The sequence below is a fragment of the Psychrobacter sp. PG1 genome (assembly GCF_014897815.1).
GTDB lineage: Bacteria > Pseudomonadota > Gammaproteobacteria > Pseudomonadales > Moraxellaceae > Psychrobacter.
Map to the genome: position 1 here is coordinate 37,012 of NZ_JABUZG010000024.1, position 20,923 is coordinate 57,934.

General features: G+C 40.6%; 18 protein-coding genes. 13 read left to right on the plus strand and 5 right to left on the minus strand.

The features are described 5' to 3' along the window. The first annotated feature begins 2 nt into the window (after window positions 1-2). Together INT03_RS01065 and INT03_RS01070 are read left to right on the plus strand one after the other, a co-directional pair. Complete coding sequence (locus tag INT03_RS01065) at window positions 3-1,193, plus strand: low temperature requirement protein A (RefSeq protein ID WP_193007214.1); 1,191 nt, start codon at window positions 3-5, stop codon at window positions 1,191-1,193. A 161-nt stretch (window positions 1,194-1,354) separates the two neighbouring features. Then, window positions 1,355-1,519 (plus strand): MliC family protein, encoded by a 165-nt coding sequence (locus INT03_RS01070; RefSeq protein ID WP_193007215.1) that lies wholly within the window; start codon window positions 1,355-1,357, stop codon window positions 1,517-1,519. A gap of 114 nt (window positions 1,520-1,633) precedes the next feature. On the opposite strand, the gene INT03_RS15100 is transcribed toward INT03_RS01070, so the two are convergent. Together INT03_RS15100 and INT03_RS01080 are read right to left on the minus strand one after the other, a co-directional pair. Next, on the minus strand, window positions 1,634-2,056 hold the full coding sequence (locus INT03_RS15100) for a transposase (RefSeq protein ID WP_227675974.1): 423 nt from the start codon (window positions 2,054-2,056) through the stop codon (window positions 1,634-1,636). 527 nt (window positions 2,057-2,583) lie between these two features. Beyond that, window positions 2,584-3,309: a GntR family transcriptional regulator gene (locus tag INT03_RS01080; protein ID WP_193007216.1), complete on the minus strand. Its 726-nt coding sequence runs from the start codon at window positions 3,307-3,309 to the stop codon at window positions 2,584-2,586. A gap of 339 nt (window positions 3,310-3,648) precedes the next feature. Between INT03_RS01080 and INT03_RS01085 the strand changes: the two genes are divergently transcribed. The 7 genes from INT03_RS01085 (at window position 3,649) to INT03_RS01115 (ending at window position 12,160) form a co-directional block, all read left to right on the plus strand. Then, window positions 3,649-4,938 (plus strand): SLC13 family permease, encoded by a 1,290-nt coding sequence (locus INT03_RS01085; RefSeq protein ID WP_193007217.1) that lies wholly within the window; start codon window positions 3,649-3,651, stop codon window positions 4,936-4,938. Window positions 4,939-5,441: 503 nt separating this feature from the next. Next, a complete protein-coding gene (locus tag INT03_RS01090; RefSeq protein WP_193007218.1) occupies window positions 5,442-6,482 on the plus strand; it encodes a Bug family tripartite tricarboxylate transporter substrate binding protein in 1,041 nt (346 codons plus the stop codon). A 118-nt stretch (window positions 6,483-6,600) separates the two neighbouring features. Then, entirely contained in the window at window positions 6,601-7,056 is a 456-nt protein-coding gene (locus tag INT03_RS01095; RefSeq protein WP_041753189.1) for a tripartite tricarboxylate transporter TctB family protein, read from the plus strand. 5 nt (window positions 7,057-7,061) lie between these two features. After that, complete coding sequence (locus INT03_RS01100) at window positions 7,062-8,564, plus strand: tripartite tricarboxylate transporter permease (RefSeq protein WP_193007219.1); 1,503 nt, start codon at window positions 7,062-7,064, stop codon at window positions 8,562-8,564. Window positions 8,565-8,779: 215 nt separating this feature from the next. Continuing rightward, window positions 8,780-9,553, plus strand: a complete 774-nt coding sequence (locus INT03_RS01105) for a sulfite exporter TauE/SafE family protein (protein WP_227675970.1) — start codon at window positions 8,780-8,782, stop codon at window positions 9,551-9,553. 615 nt (window positions 9,554-10,168) lie between these two features. Next, entirely contained in the window at window positions 10,169-11,155 is a 987-nt protein-coding gene (gene rluF / locus INT03_RS01110) for a 23S rRNA pseudouridine(2604) synthase RluF (RefSeq protein WP_193007220.1), read from the plus strand. 297 nt (window positions 11,156-11,452) lie between these two features. Further along, the gene (locus INT03_RS01115) at window positions 11,453-12,160 is read left to right on the plus strand and encodes a hypothetical protein (RefSeq protein WP_193007221.1); all 708 of its coding nucleotides are present in this window, start codon (window positions 11,453-11,455) and stop codon (window positions 12,158-12,160) included. 96 nt (window positions 12,161-12,256) lie between these two features. On the opposite strand, the gene INT03_RS01120 is transcribed toward INT03_RS01115, so the two are convergent. After that, window positions 12,257-12,517 (minus strand): hypothetical protein, encoded by a 261-nt coding sequence (locus tag INT03_RS01120; protein WP_193007222.1) that lies wholly within the window; start codon window positions 12,515-12,517, stop codon window positions 12,257-12,259. A 578-nt stretch (window positions 12,518-13,095) separates the two neighbouring features. On the opposite strand from INT03_RS01120, the gene INT03_RS01125 reads away from it, so the two are divergent. The 4 genes from INT03_RS01125 to INT03_RS01140 all read left to right on the plus strand — a co-directional run bounded on the left by INT03_RS01125 (window position 13,096) and on the right by INT03_RS01140 (window position 18,251). Beyond that, complete coding sequence (locus INT03_RS01125; protein WP_193216949.1) at window positions 13,096-13,446, plus strand: hypothetical protein; 351 nt, start codon at window positions 13,096-13,098, stop codon at window positions 13,444-13,446. 493 nt (window positions 13,447-13,939) lie between these two features. Further along, window positions 13,940-14,530, plus strand: a complete 591-nt coding sequence (locus INT03_RS01130; RefSeq protein WP_193007224.1) for a hypothetical protein — start codon at window positions 13,940-13,942, stop codon at window positions 14,528-14,530. A 454-nt stretch (window positions 14,531-14,984) separates the two neighbouring features. Continuing rightward, a complete protein-coding gene (locus INT03_RS01135) occupies window positions 14,985-17,288 on the plus strand; it encodes a TonB-dependent receptor (protein WP_193007225.1) in 2,304 nt (767 codons plus the stop codon). Between the two features lie 165 nt (window positions 17,289-17,453). Then, on the plus strand, window positions 17,454-18,251 hold the full coding sequence (locus INT03_RS01140) for a sulfite exporter TauE/SafE family protein (RefSeq protein WP_193007226.1): 798 nt from the start codon (window positions 17,454-17,456) through the stop codon (window positions 18,249-18,251). 75 nt (window positions 18,252-18,326) lie between these two features. On the opposite strand, the gene INT03_RS01145 is transcribed toward INT03_RS01140, so the two are convergent. Next, entirely contained in the window at window positions 18,327-19,265 is a 939-nt protein-coding gene (locus INT03_RS01145; RefSeq protein WP_193007227.1) for a response regulator, read from the minus strand. A 33-nt stretch (window positions 19,266-19,298) separates the two neighbouring features. Next, window positions 19,299-20,753 carry a sensor histidine kinase gene (locus INT03_RS01150; protein ID WP_226950321.1) on the minus strand — a complete coding sequence of 485 codons (1,455 nt, stop codon included), beginning with the start codon at window positions 20,751-20,753 and terminating at the stop codon, window positions 19,299-19,301. Window positions 20,754-20,923: the final 170 nt, after the last annotated feature.

Sequence of the window (20,923 nt, forward strand, 5' to 3'; positions counted from 1 at the left end):
AAATGATCACTATACCTACCATTAATACAATAAGCGCCCGCGATCCCACTGAGCCATATCGACCCTCAACTACGCTAGAGTTATTATTTGATTTAGTTTATGTCATTGCCGTTTCAGCAGCCGCAAGCGGCCTTTACCAGCGCTTGCTTGCGCATGACTTTTTAGGGTTTTTGACCTTTATCATCGCCTTCTTTATTTTATGGAATGCTTGGACGAGCTTCACATGGTTTGCTTCCGGCTACGATCCTGATGATTGGTACTATCGTCTCTCAGTATTGCTGCAAATGTTTGGCTCATTAATGATTGCAGCCAACATCAATCAGTTTTTCGAGCAAGGATTGACATGGATAGGAGTCACTGGTTACGCGATCATGCGATTGGCCAGTTGTAGCCAGTGGTGGCGTGTTTATCAGCAAGTTAAAGGTCACAAACGGGTGGCTGGTCGCAGTATTATTGGCTTATTAACGCTACAAAGTGTTTGGATACTTTGGTTATTTCTACCTGCTTCGATACAAACGCCTGCGTTATTTTTATTTATAGCCGCTGAATTACTGATGCCAATTTGGGCGCGTGCAGCACAGAACATCAATTGGCATCCTCATCATATGGCTGAACGTTATGGCCTGTTGACCATTATTGTTTTAGGCGAAGGCGTGCTAGGAGTTAGTAATAGCATTCGAACCTTTTTAGTCAACTCCGAGTCTGCTGCTAGCGCTATTATATTATTAGGTTCAAGCCTTGTGGCATTGGTTTTTGCCTTATGGTGGCTCTATTTTACGATCCCGTTTGGTACTATTTTGGACAATGAGCGTCGTCGTTATGATTTATTCTTATTTGGCTATGGGCACTTTTTTGTTTTCGCTACGCTTGCAGCGTTAGGCAGCGCGCTTAATTTAGTGACCGATGCTTGGGCAAATACTCTAAATAGTACGGTCACTCAGCCTTATGCTATGGGATTATTGATGATCATGCTATTTGGCTTTTTAGTAACCCTAACCTTACTTCGAGCCTTAATGTGCCGCAAATCAAGTCACAATATGACGGCTCTTATTCTTGCCACCTTTATTATTTTGCTGAGCTATATCACAGTAGCGCAAGGGCTATCGATTACTTATGGTATTTGGCTAAGCCTGCTCGCGCCTATAATAATGACGTGGTACTTTCATCAAGATAACAAGCAATGGCAAGCCTAAGCTCTAATTTAATATTGCACGATAACAATGACTTGCAGAAAAACTCTAGTTTGCATTATCATAATTTTTTTTAATTATTTGACTTCCAACCTAATATTTATCTATAAGGATTATTATGAAAAACTAATGGCTGCGGCTCCTATTGTGCTACTAACGCACCTATGACTAGCACTGATCAAACAACTATTATGTCCTGTCAGGATAATGGTCAAATTGCCAATCTAAATGTGACGTTGCCTAAAGTGGGTATAAATAATAAAAAACTCACCTTGAATCAAGCAGTTTCAGCTTCTGGTGCTCGTTATGTTAATAGCACTGACCCTTAGATGAGCTATGATTGGCACACCAAAGCAAACTATGGTGTCATGAACGTAAACATGGCAAACGGTCAGACATATAGTGTCAACTGTAAAATATAAGTATTGATATTAGTGCTATAGTCAGTCCACAATAAAATTAGTACAGCCCATATCATGAAACAGTTTAGACAGATCGTTCTCCATCCAGCTTTGGCGTAGAAACTTTGCTTGTGCCCATTTTTTCTCGATGGGATTTAAATCAGGGCTGTAAGGTGGCAACCATAGAATACGATGGCCATTTCTGTTTAGTAGCTTTTGAATGCATTTGCTTTTATGAAATCTAGCATTATCCATAATAATCACGCATTTAGTCTTAAGGCTTGGGATAAGCGTGTGTTTGCACCAGTGATAAAATATATTGCTATTGATATTCTGCTCAAAGTAATCAAGCGCAAACAGCATTTTTTCATAGAGCGTACCAATAATATTAGTACGCTTTCTTGCTTGCCAGTTATAGCGATCAATACAAGTTTTACCAATAGGTGCATATCCGTAAGGTCTTATGCTTACAGCCTCAAAGCCACTTTAATCCATATGAATAATGGGGAAGCCTTACTGCGTAAAGCTATCAAGCTTATTCTGATATATCGCACTTTTTATTGGACAAGTTTTTGGATGCTCTAAGGTCTTTTTTTGACTGATTCCAAGACGCTTTAAAGCAGTGTGCATACCTGTCTTACTACCGTTAAAGCGCCTAGCCCGTTCATACAGATAATCATCAGGATATTATTCAACGTCTTTTAAAGAGTGCTTCATTCGGTATTTTAGTTGGTGGTTTATCCCTAGTTTTTTTGAGAGCCAACTTCTGTGCCAGCTACGAATGGTGATGGTACTCAGGTGATAGCCGCTTCTCTTATCGTCATGCTTTTTTTAATGCTATGCATTACTTGCTTGCGAAATTCGATTCAGTAATACATCGTTCCTCTAATTAAATAAAGTTGTTATAAACACTGTATCAGTTTTACATATTATTAATTGCATAATCCCTTTTCAAATAATCTGAATGAGTCGACCACTACTTTGATAAACCGCTAAATAATATTAATCTCATAACTGAATTTTTCTGCCAGTCCATATGATTCTCTATATTCGATAGGATCGCCTTCTAGATTCTTCGCAATGCGGCATACCTTAACTAAGTTTTCTTGCTTATTGTTGCCCAGATAATCATCACTGTGATCGGTTATAAAATACAGCGTCTCTACAGCAGACGATACGAATTGACCACACTTTGTATAGTAAAACGGATAGAGAAGATTCTCGAAATCTTCAGGATTTAGGGTTACAAAGGCTTGGAAGCGACTCTTAGGTAACCAAATCTTTTCACTTAACAAGACTCTGTCTTCAACCATACGCGTACGTTCTATATAAATGAGCGCTTTGTTTTTACCTATATTTAGTTTTTTATTAATGTCATCAATACCGTCTACAACCATGATTTTTTTAATTATGCCCGTCGGTGTGACATAGCGGGCATCTTTATCACGAAACTTAAAAAACCTTAATAATGAGCTTGCAAAATCTGGACGTTTTAAGAAGGTGCCTTTGCCTTGCTGCTTTATTAACACCCCATCTTCTACCAATTTTTCGACAGCTTTTCGGACAGTTCCTACAGATACTTCATACTTATCTGCAAATTCCTGTTCCGTCGGTAAGGGCGTGTTTTCATCCCACTTACTCTCTGTCAGTAACGTCTGTATATGCCATCGCACTTGCTCATAACGTGGCATTTTAAATTCTTTGAAATTATTTAGCATTTTTTTCACCACAGTGGAAAGGTTTTTATTAACTGTTTCAATCTCGTCAAGCACTGCTATTGCTGTAAAACTACGTTATCCCTGATCAATTTCTCTTAAGCTTTCAGCGCATTCGATAGGTATCACATTAATATTAAAGCATTATTATATTTTTATGATTAATCTTTCCTAATTAATGCCAAATTTTTTGCTATCATTCCACTCAATGATACGCTTTTAAAGCTCAGATGAGCTTCTGATATAAAAAGCTATCCGTCAATATTAGCGCAATGCTCTTTACTCTGTAAAAACTGCTATGGTTTTTTATAGAACTCATACAGTTAAGGTCAAGGAGTAGCCGTGACTTTTTATATTCTCGCCGCCATCGTGATATGTATCATTTTGGGCTATACCACTAAGATTAATATTGGCCTATTTGCTATTGCATTTTCATATCTGATCGGTTGTTTCGGTATGGGGATGAAGGCACATGAAATTGTTGAGCTATGGCCTCTCAAAATTTTCTTTGTTATTTTTGCAGTGACGCTTTTCTATAACTTTCCCCTAGCTAACGGTGCTTTAGAGAAGCTATCTAATCATTTAATCTATAAGTGCCGTCACTTTCCCGCATTCTTACCTTTGGTTATTTTCCTTGTTGCCACGATTATTGCAGGCCTAGGAGCCGGCTATTACACCGTCTTAGCGACGATGGCACCAATGATCCTGCTGTTGTCTAAACGCACTAACTTGAATCTTGTCATTGCTACTTTATCGGTGAACTATGGTGCCTTAGCGGGTGCTAACTTTATCACCTCACAAAGCGGTGTTATTTTTAGAGAGCTGATGCGCGGCGCAGGCGTCGCAAATGACAATACCTTTACTTATGTGTTAGGGGTGTTCGCTGTCACTTTTATAATGCCTATGATTGTATTGGGTGCTTATAGCTTTATCAATGCCAAGAACAGCAAAATAGCGATTCAGACGACCATACCAGAGCCCTTTGACAGTAAGCAAAAACAGTCTCTTGTACTGATCTTTATTATGATGGCTATTGTACTTATCGTGCCCATTTTAAATCTACTCATGCCACAAGTATCAGCGATTCAGTTTTTGAACGCTCGGATTGACATCGGTTTTATCGCTATATTTTTTGCTTTAGTGAGCTTATTTTTAAAATTAGGCGATGAAAAAGCAGTGATTGCTCTAATACCTTGGAATACCCTCATTATGATTTGTGGTGTTGGTATGTTAATCAGCCTCGGAGTAGAAATAGGCGTTATTTATGAGCTGACAGAATGGCTAAGTACCAATGTACCTATCTGGATGATACCGATTTTAGTCTTTGTTATTAGCGCCATTATGTCAATATTTGCCAGTACACTCGGGGTAGTCGCCCCTACTTTATTCCCTATGGTGCTACCCCTAGCCGTTGCCTCTGGACTAAGCCCTTTATTATTATTTACCTGTATTGTTGTGGGCGCGCAAAGCTCATCACTCTCGCCTTTCTCATCAGGAGGTAGTCTGATGTTAGGCGCTTCTCAAGTCGTTATAAACAAAGACAAGCTTTTTAATGCGCTACTATTCAAGGCAGTGCCCTTAGATATTGGTATCGGAATACTCGCAATTTTACTTATCCAGCTGATATTTTAACTTCTCATAGGTAAAATATACCGTGATTTTTAAATATTTTTAAATATGCTTGCTATATTTTGATCCCAATATATCTATTTTTCTCACTAAATTCATAACTTCTTAAATCGTTGTCATAGCCTCGTAATGGTACTGATATCAACGTTATTTTTAGGATGTCTCAATAATCTTCGCCATCACCAAATCATCTTATCTATTTGTTTTAATTAATTTAAATATTTTTTTCGAAGAAATCAATATCATTTATTCATCCTGCATATTGCTATAACAGGAGACCTTATGCCGCCTTCAATTTAATATATTACTATAAAATTCATACATACATACATATGTTTCTTGTTATTTTTAAAATATTCTGTTACTTTTGCATAGTAATGAAAAGCATACGTTTATGAAGTTAATGAGACACATTAATCGAATGCTACCTTCACCTGTAATAACTTTATATTTTGGCCAAAATTCTATTGAATTTTTACTGTAAAAATACACACAAGGAGTGTCGTGTGAAAAAACTATCCTATCTGGCTCTTGGCCTGTCTGTCCTATCTTTGACTGCTTGTAACAATGCAAACGAAACTGCCAGTACAGATGCGACTGCCGCAGATGGCTCAACTGAGCTTACTGCCCCTTCACGTCCAGAATGTATTGCGCCTGCCAAACCAGGTGGTGGTTTTGACTTGACGTGTAAGCTTGCTCAAGCTGGCTTAAGAGATACTGGTATCTTAAAAGATCCTATGCGCGTCACCTATATGCCAGGCGGCGTCGGCGCTGTTGCTTATAACAAAATCGTTGCCAATGATCGGGATAATGGCGATGCCATTATTGCCTTCTCTACCGGCTCTATTCTTAATTTGTCGCAAGGTAAATTTGGTAAATTCACTGAAAAAGACGTGAAATGGCTAGCTGGTGTTGGTACTGATTATGGCGCTATTGCAGTCAATGCAGACTCTCCTATTAAAGATCTAGCTGGGTTAGTTGCTGAGCTCAAAAAAGATCCAAAAGCGATCAGCTTTGGTGCTGGCGGTAGTGTTGGTGGTCAAGATTGGATGCAAACCGCTATTTTAGCTAAAGCCGTTGGTGTTAAGCCTAGTGACATGACTTATGTTGCCATGGAAGGCGGCGGCGAGGCGATCACAGCAGTGATGGGCAATCATATTACTGTTGTTAGTGCCGGTATTGCTGAGATTATGCCGCAAGCCAATGCAGGTAAATTACGTGTATTAGCAGTATTTGCAGATGAAAGATTGGGCGGGACGATGACCGATATTCCTACTGCGAAAGAGCAAGGTTATGATGTGACGTGGCCAGTAGTTCGTGGTTACTACATGGGTCCAGACGTAAGCCCTAGTGCTTATAACTGGTGGAAAGAGGCTTTCGATAAGATGCTTGTTGATCCGAAATTCGCTGAGATACGTGAGCAACAAGAATTGCTGCCTTTCTCTATGACTGGCGATGAGCTACAAGCCTACGTTTATAAACGTACGGGCGAACTACGCGAGTTATCTGCTGAATATGGTCTTGTTGAAGCAGCACCAACCAAATAGTTACGTTGAGATTTAATAACCTTTAGCAATTGAATATCAAATATTTTGGTATTTCTCAAAGGGCTGGCAGGATATCTATCTGTCAGCCTTTTGCTCCAAAATTCAAGGAATGCTCCTTATGACAATGGAACGTTTGTTTTCCGGGCTGATGGCACTGGTCAGTATATTCTTAATATACTTAGCCATTGGTTATGTTGCCCCTATTGCTTATGACCCAATTGGTCCTCGTCCTTACCCTATTTTAATCTTTTCCCTGCTTGCCTTTGGCTGCTTAGTCGTTGCTTTTCGTCCCGCCAGTTTTACTAAAGCGATTGAATTGGGTTTAAATAAAACGATCATCCGTAATCTTATTTTATGTGCGCTTGCCTTATTGGTCTATGGTCTCATTTTTGAAGTATTGGGCTTTATTCTTGCCACTATTCTGATGTCTTTCGCCGTAGGTTTACTGTTTGCAGGTAATCCTCTAAAGAGTTTTATCTTTTCAGTGTTAATCAGTATTGGCTTATATGTCTTATTTGACCTATTTTTAGATGTCAAATTACCACTCGGATTGTTGTCAGGGATAATAGGATAGCCAATATGGATACTTTTGATTTTTTGATGCATGGCTTTGCTGTTGCATCTACCCCCCAAAACTTACTGCTGGCACTCATCGGCGCTTTTTTAGGTACGATTGTGGGCATGTTGCCGGGTCTTGGCCCGATTAATGGTGTAGCGATATTACTGCCATTCGCTTTTGCGCTTGGTTTACCGCCTGAGAGTGCGCTCATTTTGCTAGCAGCCGTTTATCTTGGCTGTGAATATGGTGGTCGTATTTCTGCCATTCTTATTAACGTACCCGGTGATGCTGGCGCCATTATGACGACTTTGGATGGCTATCCATTGGCAAAACAAGGCAAGGCTGGTATTGCACTGTCTTTATCTGCTGTCAGCTCTTTCGTCGGTGCCACTATCGCGACAATCGGTGTGGTGCTATTTGCGCCGTTATTAGCCAAATGGGCAATCTCATTTGGACCTGCTGAATACTTTGTACTGATGGTATTTGCTATTACCTGCCTCAGTGGTTTGGTAGGTGATCAGCCAGTTAAAACGGGTATTGCCGCGTTGATTGGTCTTGGTCTAGCAACTGTTGGGGTTGATGCTGTTACTGGTATTTACCGCTTTACCTTTGATTCGGTTAATCTGTCTGATGGCATTCAATTTACCACCATTGTTATTGGTTTCTTTAGTGTGAGTGAAATTCTAATCTTGCTCGAAAAAACAACGACTGGACACAAGGTTATTGAACAAGGTAAGCGCAGTTTATTAAACTTTAAAGAGTTTACTTTTGCTTTTGGAGCCATGCTACGTAGTGGTCTAATGGGCTTTGTCGTTGGTATCTTACCAGGTGCAGGCGCAACGATTGCCAGTGCAATGACTTATGCTAGTGAACGTAAAATCGCTGGTGATACTGGAACCTTTGGTGATGGTGATCTTCGCGGTGTTGCATCGCCAGAAGCAGCTAATAATGCCTCAGCTTGCGGCTCATTTGTGCCAATGTTGACGCTAGGTGTGCCAGGTTCTGGTACGACAGCAGTCATGATGGGTGCGTTGACGTTATATAACATTACACCGGGTCCACAGTTATTTACTGAGCAGCCAGATATCGTATGGGGTCTGATTGCCTCATTATTTATCTGTAACGTGATTTTGCTAATCATGAACATCCCTTTGGTAGGTTTGTTCGCCAAACTGCTTGATGTACCAAACTACATCTTGATACCAGCCATTGCTGCGGTCAGTTTCGTTGGCGTATATTCTATCCATAGCACGACTTTTGACTTGGTCTTTATGGTGGCACTTGGTGTATTTGGTTACTTTTTACGTAAACTAAATTTTCCATTATCAGCGCTTATTTTGGGCTATGTATTGGGTGAGCTCATGGAGTCTAACTTAAGACGAGCCCTATCTATCTCTCAAGGTGAGCTTAGTATCTTATGGAGCAGCCCTATTACAGTAGTGCTATGGTTGTTGGCTATTTTGATGGTATTTATGCCAGTTATACGTAGTATCTACCGTAGAAAATTTAAGCCTGCTATTTAAGTTTTAGTTACTCTGTTCTCAAAATACTCTCCGGTGGTGGTTATACTCTATGTATGACCACCATTTTTTTAGGAAATAGTTACACCCGATACTTTTAATGAACGCGTTGAAATTGCTAGAGGAATGAAAATGCTACTCTAATAAAACCTCTTATCATTTAGACAGATTTAGTTGACTACTACCACTTGATGTCACTCATGAAATAGGATTTTATAGTGCTCCTTGTTTTAGATTTACTACAATCCATCCCAAGTTGGCATTTAGTAGGCTTGTTTTTCGCTGGCATGGCCGCTTTTATTATCTCTACTATATCGGGTGGTGGCGGTGCTATGTTACTGATACCAGCCACTTCTTGGATGATAGGGACAGCGGTTGCACCACCTGTGATCAATTCGGCTACTTTGATTAGTAATACATCTCGACTATATTTATTCTGGAATGATATTGATTGGTCATTGACCAAATATTACGTACCAAGTGCCATTATAGGTGTGTGGCTAGCAGCATTTGTTTTTAGTCATTTAGATGCTGGCTGGATTCAGTTATTGGTTGGCGTGTTTTTGGTATCTACTATATTCCAATATAAGTTTGGTAAGGTAAATAAAACTTTTGATATGCCAAAAGCAGGTTTTATACCTTTGGGCTTTATGATTGCTTTCATGAGCACATTAGTGGGCGGTCTCGGCCCTATACTTAACCCTTTTTATATGAATGCTGGACTAGAAAAAGAAAACCTTATTGCTACCAAAACGGCTAATTCTTTTTTTGTAGGTATGGTACAAATCGGCAGCTATTCTTTTTTTGGTATATTCACCGTCAAGCTCTGGGTATATGGCATTGTCTTAGGATTAGGTGCCGTTATTGGCAATATCATCGGCAAACGCTTTTTGGCCGGTATGAGTATTAGTCAGTTTAGAATAATGCTACTCATGCTAATGGTTATCAGTGGCGTAATAATGATAATAAGAAACCTGAATGTGCTGTTTTAATAAGCCTTTCATTCGATGCTGTGACTATATTACAGCAAATTTACATAGGTAATCGCGGTGAGTTTACATCGCTTATCCTTACCAATTTAGCACATGCACATGATACATTTTTTGAAATGTACTCAGCTTGGTTATCCTTGACCTATGCTGTCAATCCTGTAGAAACTAGCTTGAGAGAGTCTAACTAACCAACTGGACAGTAAAATTCAAACCCCTAGCAAGTTTGTTCACAAGGCAACCTCGTAATTTGTACTACGCTTAGAAGCATCAGATTTTTCCAATATTCCCTTCTCTATCAAGTCATTGATACTTCGTAGTACTGGGTCTATAGAACACTTGGTCATCATTGCCCATTTCTTAGTACTCAGCTTGCGATAAAAATCAGTGCATAAAGTATGACCTCTGCCGTCAAATCCGTAGAAACAAAATTGGGATAATATTGATTTTAATAGGTACAAATACGATACTGGATATATTTCTAAGGTTTTGCCCTTCTCTCCCGAAATGGATATTGAATTTCCTATATAATGTGAGCCATCTCTTTGTTGATAACCCCTTTAATTTAGGCTTTTTTCTTAGTAAAAAAATGCTTCTTATCAGGTAAAACGGTGCTTTATGTTTAACGCTTCCTCAACTCGTTTAAATAAATACATCAGCGAAAGCGGTATTTGCTCCAGGCGAGACGCTGACCGCTTTGTTGAACAAGGTAATGTATACATCAATGGTAAGCGTGCTCAAGTAGGCGATCAAGTGGTTGCTGGAGATACGGTAAAAGTCAACGGGCAACTCATTGAGCCGCGAGAGGCGGATGATTTTGTGTTTATTGTCTTGAATAAACCCGTGGGTATTGTGAGCACTACAGAAGCTTCAGAAAAAGATAATATCGTTGATTTCGTTCGACATAGTACACGTATTTTTCCGATTGGACGTTTGGATAAAGACTCTCAGGGTTTAATCTTTTTGACCAGTAATGGTGATCTGGTTAATAAGGTACTTCGTGCTGGTAATAACCACGAGAAAGAATATTTAGTGACGGTGAACAAGCCGATAACAGATAGTTTTATTGAGGGTTTAGCTGGTGGCGTGCCAATGCTTGGGAAGATGACCAAGAAATGCCCGGTTACTAAGATGGCACCCACCGTGTTTAACATCACGCTAGTGCAGGGTTTAAACCGCCAAATTCGTCGTATGTGTGAGCATTTTGGCTATGAAGTGGTGAAGCTTGAGCGTACGCGGATTATGAATGTCAGTCTTAAAGGTACTCCCGTTGGAGATTGGCGTGATTTAACCGAAAAAGAGTTGTCTGTTTTACTTAAGTCCATAGAAGGTTCTTCTTCAGATGCCAGTAATCCGGGCAAGAAATCTCGTAATGCGCCACGAAAAAATGCTCGTACTGATGATTCGTCAAAGACAAAAACGTCTTCGAAATCAGCGGGGGCAGCAAAGGGCAATAAAAAACATGCCAAGGATGATGCTAGAAAACCAGCGGGTTCTAAAGGTAAAGATAGACGTCCTTTTGGTAATGGCAAGAAGGCTGTAGGCAATGGCAAACCTGCTACAAATGGTAAGCGCCCTGCAAAAGGTCGAAGTTCTAAGCGGTAGCAGTATCGCGACTATAGATTGATGGTTAATGGTTAACTAATTAAGACAGCTGATAAAAGATGCTGCACGAAAAGCCAGACAATTTCAGTTGTCTGGCTTTTTTGTTACCTGTGGATTTCCTCAACCAAATAATTTTTATTATAAAGCCAAATCATAACTAGGATGTGTCTGCACGAAGTACCGTTGGTATGGGCGGACTAAAAATAGCAAAGTCTAAGACAGTTAGCAGATGTCATTATTTAAAAATTCGATTATAGTAGATATCAAATCATACATTTAAAAGTTGAGGACAAAATAATGAAGACACTAAGCTTATGTATTGCAGCAGGACTGGGTTTAAGCGCTTGTGCTGGTGGAATGACAGGGAACACGGGTCAAAACAACAATGTCAATGGCATCGTCACTCAATACCCTGTTGAGACTGCCATGCTCAACATCTATACCAAACAACGCAGTGATACATTAGTTGCAGTTGTCGGCAGTCAAAGCGTGTCAGCAGAGATTCAAGTGACGCCTAAAGGCAGTATGATATTTAATAATAAATCTGTACAAGGTACCGAAATAAACACCATCAATAAGATGAATAATCAAATCACCAATCAATCCGTCGCTATCAATTACTTCACCCTGAATCCACTGATATTCCATGGTTTTACAGACGGTACAGGTAAATACTCACTATCTAACCAGACGACCACCATTCCTAAAATGGCGACGGTGGGCGCTTCTAGTAAGCTACTGACGGAAAATGTCTATGCCGATAGCAGCATGCGTAACAAGATAGGGACTTATAACCAAGACTGGTCTTTATCGCGTGATACAAATAATACCGCATGGTTCTGTATAGAAACCTCAAGCAATCTATTACTCAGCTTTGACCCTGCAGGCACTTCATCAGAATGCTACAAGATCAATGCCAAAGGCGATATCTTAGCAAGCAAAGTGACACTGAGTCAGCCTAGTAGTAATGGTAGTACTAAGACGGTTACTTTAAACAGTCAGTAGTGATTATCTTTGTGACATAGCATTTATTACATAACAACGAAACAAAAAAAATAGCGCCTAACATGGGCGCTATTTTTATATCAGTCAGCTGAACGATTAAGAACGATGTCCATTAGTATGCTTAGCTTGATATTTGCTTTTTGCTTTGAGATGAGCCGCTGGTTTTTTTGATTGATGCTTTGACACTACTACCTTTTTCTTAACATGCTGATGTTTATTATCAAACTTTGCATTGACCTTTTGATGCTTCACTTTAACAACATGATGTTTAGCAATTTGCGGCGCAGCACTTGCTTGGCTAACCATTGTGAAGCAAGCAGTAATGGCTAGCATTGAACTTATCATTATTTTTTTCATTATTTTTTCTCGTATAAAGTCATATTGGTTATGAGTTGTGATTGAAAGTGCCTTACTCAATATCAAGCAAAGCATTCACGTGATAAGAAGCATCATGATAAAAATCTGCTCTATCGACAACGAGAATGATAAATGATTCAAACGTTAAGTAGATTTATGAAGATTGAAGAAAGGTAACCTTAATGAGGGAAGGTTTCTTAAGTGGTACGCTATAAGCGTCATATTGGCGCTTTTCTAGACGGGCAAGTAATAGCGAATGAAAAGATATCTTATATATAGCTTAGGATGACTGGCTTTGGCATATTTTTTATAAAGCGTAGACGTTGTCACGATACTTTCATTTTCACCCTATAAAATGCGTTGATTATTCAAAGCCATTGACGATATGCCGCATCACAATAAAGACTTTTAAGGAGTGAAGACCAAACTAAGCAGGCGAGATAAGTATTTGTAAGGGTCATTAGGGTTGGGCTTTTTTTAAAGTAGCCACACTTATGGCCTTCTGAATAGCAATTTTGAAATAACTGAGAATCGATGTAATGAACCATTACTTATGTTTGACAGATTATGAAAAAAACTTGATTGATAGTGCTTTGCTCATTCTGATGAAAAAAAACATCCAATATAGCGATCAATCAAAAGAAAACTCAGTGCAGCAATACTATCAAGATTTTAATCTCACACTTTTTGAGCTATGTGCAAAAATAAAAGCACCTGATTTTGATAAGCAAATGGATTTATCCTCGAAAGAAATCAAAGCAATTAAAAAAGCCCTAACCTCACTGTATGACCGTATCTATCAAAGAACCCTTAAGGACATAGAGGGCAACCAAGAAGATCACTATAAGAGCTGTAAGTTACAGATTATAGAATTAGAGAGAAAAATCGATATTATCGAGAAAAACAGTATAGAGAGCAATAGTTGTTAAATTGTTCTTTTTTACCGAAAAATTTCACTATTTTTAAGTCGCTAGCACCATCAATATTGGTCGCGTAAAACAAAAAATCGCACTCCGCATTACATTAGCCTATCTTTTCCGCTGGGTTTTATTAGCTCTTTCCCATTTGTTTGGCTATCGTCTAGCTACTTCAGTCATATAGTCTTCTCAGTACAAGATGGATATAAATATAGCAAAGGATAGTACGACAAATTAAGGTACGGCAAATTAAGGTACAGCAAATAGCAGGCTGGGCAAATATGACGACGCTGTGACCGATTTCTCTACAATGCCCGATATATCTCTATACAAGACTTGTAAAGAGCATACCCCTTGTCTTAGAATGGCATTGCTAATGATAATGTCTATTTTGTTAAGTATTCTTTCTAAAATGCTTTAAACTGACGTTTTAATTTAGCACACCTCCTTACTTATAAATGTTACCTATGCATCATCAGCATGCTGGTAATACGATGACCCTATCATGTCTACTAAGCGCCGCAAGCTTGTTTTACGATATTCATCACCGGTAACGATGTGGTTCGGCATGTTGGTCGCGTGTTTTGCTTGGATCATGCACATCACGCTGTTGCTCACACCTCTATGGGATGATAATGCCCACTTAGGTCATGGTATCTGTGCAGAGCTTGCACCGATTGTATCGGCAGCTAAGCAGTATGAGCAAATACAGACTGATATTGCGCAAACGAATCACAACATACCCATTGATAGTGCCGCTCGTCATTTCCTTCATCATAATGCATCCCTATCTTTAGCATCGCCTGCGACCGTTGAGCCAGTTATAACGGTTGACGCCGCACCTTCGCACGAAGCTTTGTATAGCAAAGATAAGGTTGAAAGCTCTGAATCTAACCCTGATACCTTAAAATACACTGGCTGTGACCTTTGCACTGCCATGTCTGCGGCACTATTGCCAGTCGCTTTTACACATACTGACTCGGCTTTGATTGAGCTGTCTATTGTCTCAGTCACGTTTTTGTATCGCTCACATACCTACTCTCCTAGTAATTTTTTACGACCCCTCGCACGCGCTCCTCCAGTCACACTCACATAACTATCTACATTTATAGTCCAATATTTTTAGGGCGTGTCCTCACTTTAAAAATGGTGATAAACATGAGATAAATTGCCGTCAAACAAGAAAAGTAGCGCAAATAATATCGAGATATTAATAAGCTATTTGATGATGCTTGGCAAAATTTAGCCATTTTTAGTCCATTTCGAAAGTAATCAATTGAATTGAGGACACGCCCTAGAGCATTAGTGACAATGCTCTCAATCAACGCGCTCATTTGAGCTCTGATTGAGGCACTTGTATGCGTTTGCCTAAAACATTGCGCTCAAAACTGTGCTCATAATATTGTGCTCAAAATGCTATCTATTTATATCGGAAAATATTCAGTAAGTGCCTAGTCTAAGTCCATAAGTGGCTTGGCTGACATTGCAGCTTGGTAAAAACTGAATAACCGATTTCATGAAATATTTTTGCGAATTTCTAGGAAAGTAAGATGTTATCTTCATCAATGAATGCTGTACCTATTTTAAAACTAAGTGTTTTAGCTTTGTCTTTATTGCATATCAGTAGCGCTTATGCGGATTCCACAACCGTAAAGGCGCACATGCCTACTACTGATGATGAGCCACATATTCAATTGCCAGAAATCGTCGTTTATGCGACAGCAGCGGATAAGCGCTCTAGTACCAATGCACTCGGGACAGCCGCCACCCTTGATCAAAAACTTCTTAACAGTAAACAAGTGGCAAGCAGTGATACGGCCACCATACTGACAAAAATACCTGGTCTAAATGTCCAAAGTGCCGGTGGTATCTCGAACTTGCCCGTGATGAGAGGCTTGGCGGATAACCGTCTGCGTATCTTAGTGGATGGCGTTGACTCAATCGCCTCCTGTCCAAACAGTATGAACTCACCCTTGTCTTATATTGCGCCAAGCGCTATAGACAAGACCACCGTCTATGCAGGTGTGACGCCTGTGAGTGTCGGTGGTAATAGCATTGGCGGTACTATCGTTGTCGAAACAGCAGAGCCTATGTTTTCAACGGATAGCGACATATTAACCTCAGGTGAAATTGGCACATTTTATCGTAGTAATGGTGACGCCTATGGTGCTAACTTATCTACCACAGCGGCAAACGAGCAGCTTAGCCTCACCTATAAAGGCAGCTTTGCGCAGGCGGATAATTATAAAGCTGGTGGTGATTTTAAATCTTATACAGAGACAGGAAACGCTGGTAAAACCTTAGCGAAGGACGAAGTTGGTTCAACCGCCTATGAAAGCAAAAACCAGTCAGTAGATGTGGCTTATAAGAATGGCAATCATCTACTACAAGGCACTTATTTGTGGCAAAACGTCCCAAAAGAGCTATATCCAAATCAGCGGATGGATATGCTCGACAATCAGCTTGACCGCATTAATTTGCGCTACAAAAGCGAGTTAAATTGGGGACAGTTAGAAGCACAGGCCTATCATGAAGATGTCGATCACTATATGAATTTTGGGGAAGACAAACAGTTCTTATATGGTAATGCCAAAGGTATGCCGATGTACACCAGTAGCGAGACCATCGGTGCCAATCTTAAAGGTATTATTGATTTAACCAACCAAGGCACGCTCAATATAGGTGCTGAATATCAAGACTACACGCTCGATGACACGTGGGCGGCATCTGGCGACGGTATGATGTCGCCAAACGACTTTCAAAATATCAACAATGGTCAGCGTCAGCGTATCGGTATCTATGGCGAATGGGAAAAAGATATCTCATCTGACTGGAGCACCCAGCTTGGCGCTCGCTATGAAAACGTACGTACCAGTGCTGATGAAGTACATGGCTATCAAATCGATGGTCAAAACAATATGACCAATCAGGTGCGAGATAGCGCTAACTTTAATGCCAGTGACCGCCGAACCACTGATAACAACTTTGATATTACTGCACTCGCACGCTACGACATTGATTCACAAAAAAATCTAGCCTTAGGTCTATCGCACAAAGAACGCACGCCAAGCTTATATGAACGCTATACCTGGTCCACTTGGAAAATGGCGGCCATCATGAATAATACCGTTGGTGACGGTAATGGCTATTTTGGTGATCCTAATCTACGCCCAGAAAAATCCAACACCCTATCTGCCACCTTAGACTGGCGCGGTGCTGATGATAGCTGGGGCGTTAAAGCCACTCCTTACTATTCAAACATTGACGACTATGTCGATGCCGTACAGTGGAACCCCATGGCAAACACAGCAGCTAGCACTCAAACAGCGAATCAATATAATGTGCTGCGCTATACCAACCAAGATGCTGAGATATATGGCATAGATATCTCAGCCAATCGGGAGCTGGCAGCAAATGCTTGGGGATACTGGAATATAGTAGGCTCCTTAAGCTATACCAAAGGGGAAAATAAAGACAGCGGCTCAGACTTATATAACATCATGCCATTCAATGGCAGTGTTGCCCTGAATCGGGAAAATAACGGTTGGACAAACCAAATCGAAGTGGTGGGCGTCGCGGCTAAAAATGATATCTCAACCCCTCGCAACGAAATTAAAACGGCGGGTTATGGCCTCTTAAACCTCAGTACAGGCTATCAGTTTAAAGAGGTAGCGATTGAGGCTGGTATCGACAATGTCTTTGACAAAAACCATGCCCTACCTTTAGGCGGTGCCTACATGGGGCAAGGTAGAACTATGTCTATGAATAAGGAGATAGATGGCAGCTCTAACTGGGGCACGGCTATACCTGGCGCGGGTCGCTCATTCTATGTAGGTGTTAACTATAAGTTTTAGGTGTCATTAAGATAGATTGTTAACTGACTTTATTTCTCTTATACCATTTCCAAAAATTAGAATAATAAGGATAACTTTTTTGACTATGACCGCTAACAGGCTTAGCAAGTCTAATAAAGTTAATCGTATTTTTGGATTTGGTATTATATTATAGGAAGCACTTTCATGACTATGGCACTATTAATTGCAGCATTCTTAATGGGATTTTTTGGCTCGCCGCATTGCTTAGGTATGTGTGGTGGTATCGTGACTGCATTCGGACTATCGATGAAAGAAGCTAGTCCAGCAAAAAAACGCGGCCTCATTGCAACTTACCATCTAGGGCGCTTACTCAGTTATGCCCTATTGGGCTTAATTGCCGGTGTGATTGGCACCACAGTATTAACGCACCTAATGGTTGGCAATAGCACACCTCGCATCCTACTAGGGTTGGTCTTGGTATTTATAGGATTAACCATGCTAGGTTTGCCTTTTTTGAACAAGCTTGAACGTCTTGGTATGCATTTTTGGCAAGCTTTATCACCTCTGCGGCAGAAAGCATTCCCCTTAAACACCTTTCCTCGAGCATTAACAGCAGGTTTATTATGGGGGTTTTTACCCTGTGGTCTCGTTTATGGCGCATTACTTATGGCGGTCATCGGTCATGACCCGCTCACAGGTGCCGTGTTAATGTTTGTCTTTGGTCTAGGAACCGTACCCATGCTCGTCGCTACGCACGGAACGGTCAACTGGATGCGCAATCAAATCGGGCGTTTGCGCCTAAGGCAAGTGAATGGCGTAATCATGATGTTATCTGGCTTAGCCGTCATAGCGGTGCCGATGATCATGGCCAATATGCATGGTGGACACGGGCAAATGAACCATGAGCAAATGAATCATGAGCAAATGAATCATGAGCAAATGAATCACGAGCAAATGAATCACGAGCAAATAAATCACGAGCAAATGAATCACGAGCAATAAAAACGTCTCTCATGTACATAGGAGGCAATGACATTTTAAACTATCGATAGGGCATGTTTAGCGTGCCCTATTTTTTTATCTACTAATGCGCCAACCTCTGAATTTGGCAAAGAAACCTTTCAACCTTTCAGAAAAGTTAAAAGCCTCTGACTCCGGTACTTCTTCAACATGATGACGAGCCGCCAGTATCGGCTGCTGCACCAATCTTTCGTGATGATCAAAAGCGCGATCCAGACTGATACTCATGATAGAGAAGTTGGTCGGCCGTGGTAGACAACGATATACCTGACCTTTATTAATTAAATCAATGACCATATGGGCGTCTTTGAATTCAGTCAACATAAGAACCATCAAATCTGGCTGGATGTTTTTTAAGGCATAAACAATGGGGGTAATATTTTCTTTATTGAGCGTCGAATCCGTAATCGTGACGCCAAAGCGTTTCTTTTGTAATAACTTTGCTGCCTGTTCAAGGTTACTGGCCCAACTCACGGTATAAGCACTCTTAAAGTGACTTTTTATTTGCTGATAGACGCTCTCGTCGTCATCTAATACCAATATATTACGATTGCTACCAGTACTGCCACCACTAACTTGTTGAGTATCATTACCTTGCATAGTGTTTTGGGTGATTTCTTGTGTTTGCTGAGCTATTTCTGTGGCTTTATTGACGATTTGTTTAAGCTCATCATTCTGCCATGGCTTTGTAATATAACGATAAATTTCGCCCTCATTCACAGAGTCAATCACTGCATTCAAATCCGCATAACCGGTCAGCAAAATACGCAGCGTATTTGGTGAGGCCGCTTTGATATCACGTAACACTTCTGTACCTTGCTTATCTGGCATGCGTTGGTCGCTGATGACCACTTGCACATCATGCTCGCTAACATACTTCATCAATTCGCTAGCATCAGTGGTGATAAATACATCATGTGACTGACGAAAATGCATTTTTAAACTGCGTAAAATGCGTGGCTCATCATCGATAAAAGCGATTTTTGGTTTTTGCATGACACTCTCTTTAAATAAGTGATTGGAAGTCTCTCAACTTTCAAATAAAGCTTGTGAAGGTTTAGGTTCATGAGCGCTAGACTGTATCGGTAGCATGAGGGTAAATGTCGTGCCCTCCCCAACGATTGAGCTAACCTCGATGTATCCACCATGTTGTTCAATGATTTGTGCCGTGATAGCCAATCCTAACCCTGTGCCATCGCCTGCTTTTTTGGTGGTAAAAAACGGCTCAAAGATATGCGTTAAAATATGCTCTGCGATACCGACACCATTGTCTATAATACGTACAACAATATATTGCTGCGCCTCATCGACAGACGAGCTGACTTGCAATGTCCCTTTATGATCTGGCGGCATGGCTTGCGCGGCATTATTAAATAGGTTTAGTAATACTTGGTTAATTTGTGAAGGATTACACTGAATGAGCGGCAGCTCGGCTAGATTGGTATTGACGTCTAAGGTTTTTAAATTATTGCGAGCCATAATCAATGAGGTATTGATGCAATCATTGATATCGACATCTTTTACTTTTGATTCATCCAGTCGAGAAAAGTCGCGCAAGCTGACGACCAGTTCAGCAATTTGATCGACGCCATACAGTCCATCTTTGATTAAATCTGCCAAATCTTCATTGACTTCATCTTCTTTAATCTCTTCACAGCATTGTAAAGTCTCTTCTATCAGTATCTTGACTTGCTCTTGATTGATAGTTGGCGCTTTTAACGCCTGCAATAATTGATCGGTATGCTGTAGCAATTCATCAAAACGAACAAGATTATCGCCAACCAATTCCATGTTACTTCGCACGTAGCCCAGCGGTGTGTTGACCTCATGCGCCACGCCTGCCACCATTTGACCTAATGTCGCCATTTTTTCGGAGCGCACCAGATGCACTTGTGAGGCTTTCAACTCATCCATGGCTTGCTGCAAGTCTTGGGTGCGGGCAGCGACTTGTTTTTCTAGATGGACATTGATTTCGGCAAGTGCGCCTTCATTTTCGACGACGCGGTCAATCAGTTGATTGGTCTGCTCGCTGATGATTTGAATTTCGCTGACATTTGAGTGTGGCAGTTTAAGCGCGCTTAATTGTTGATATTTTTTTTGCTCAATTAATGCGCCCATATCAGCCACTGCTAGTGCCATATATTTTAGCGGTCGTGTAAAGTAGCGACGGAACACCCACGCGGTCAACAACAGGATAGGAATAAAACCCAGTAGCATGGTTTGAATCAGTTGGTTCGACAACGCATTTGCTACGCTCATCATGTCATTATTGGGCTTGACGATGACCATCTTCCAATAGGTAAATGGCATACGAAACACAAAGGCGGTGGCGGACTGCTGCAACACAAAATCATTGGGCACAGCGATGGTCTCAATCAAGTGACTGTCTACCAGATTAAACGTTTGGTCAATATTCAATAGCAGCAATGCTGACAGCAACTTGGATTCTTGTTCGCTGATTTTATTCAGATTGGTCGTACTCAAAATACTACGTGCCGCGAGCGTATAACGACTCTCATCTTTGGCAACAGCCTCATCGATGAGTGTTTGAACCGCCCCGGGATTGTCGGAGACTCAACATTCTGAGAGAATACGACAATGAAAAGACAAACCTACACTCCTGAGATTAAAGAACGCGCCGTCCGCATGCTGAT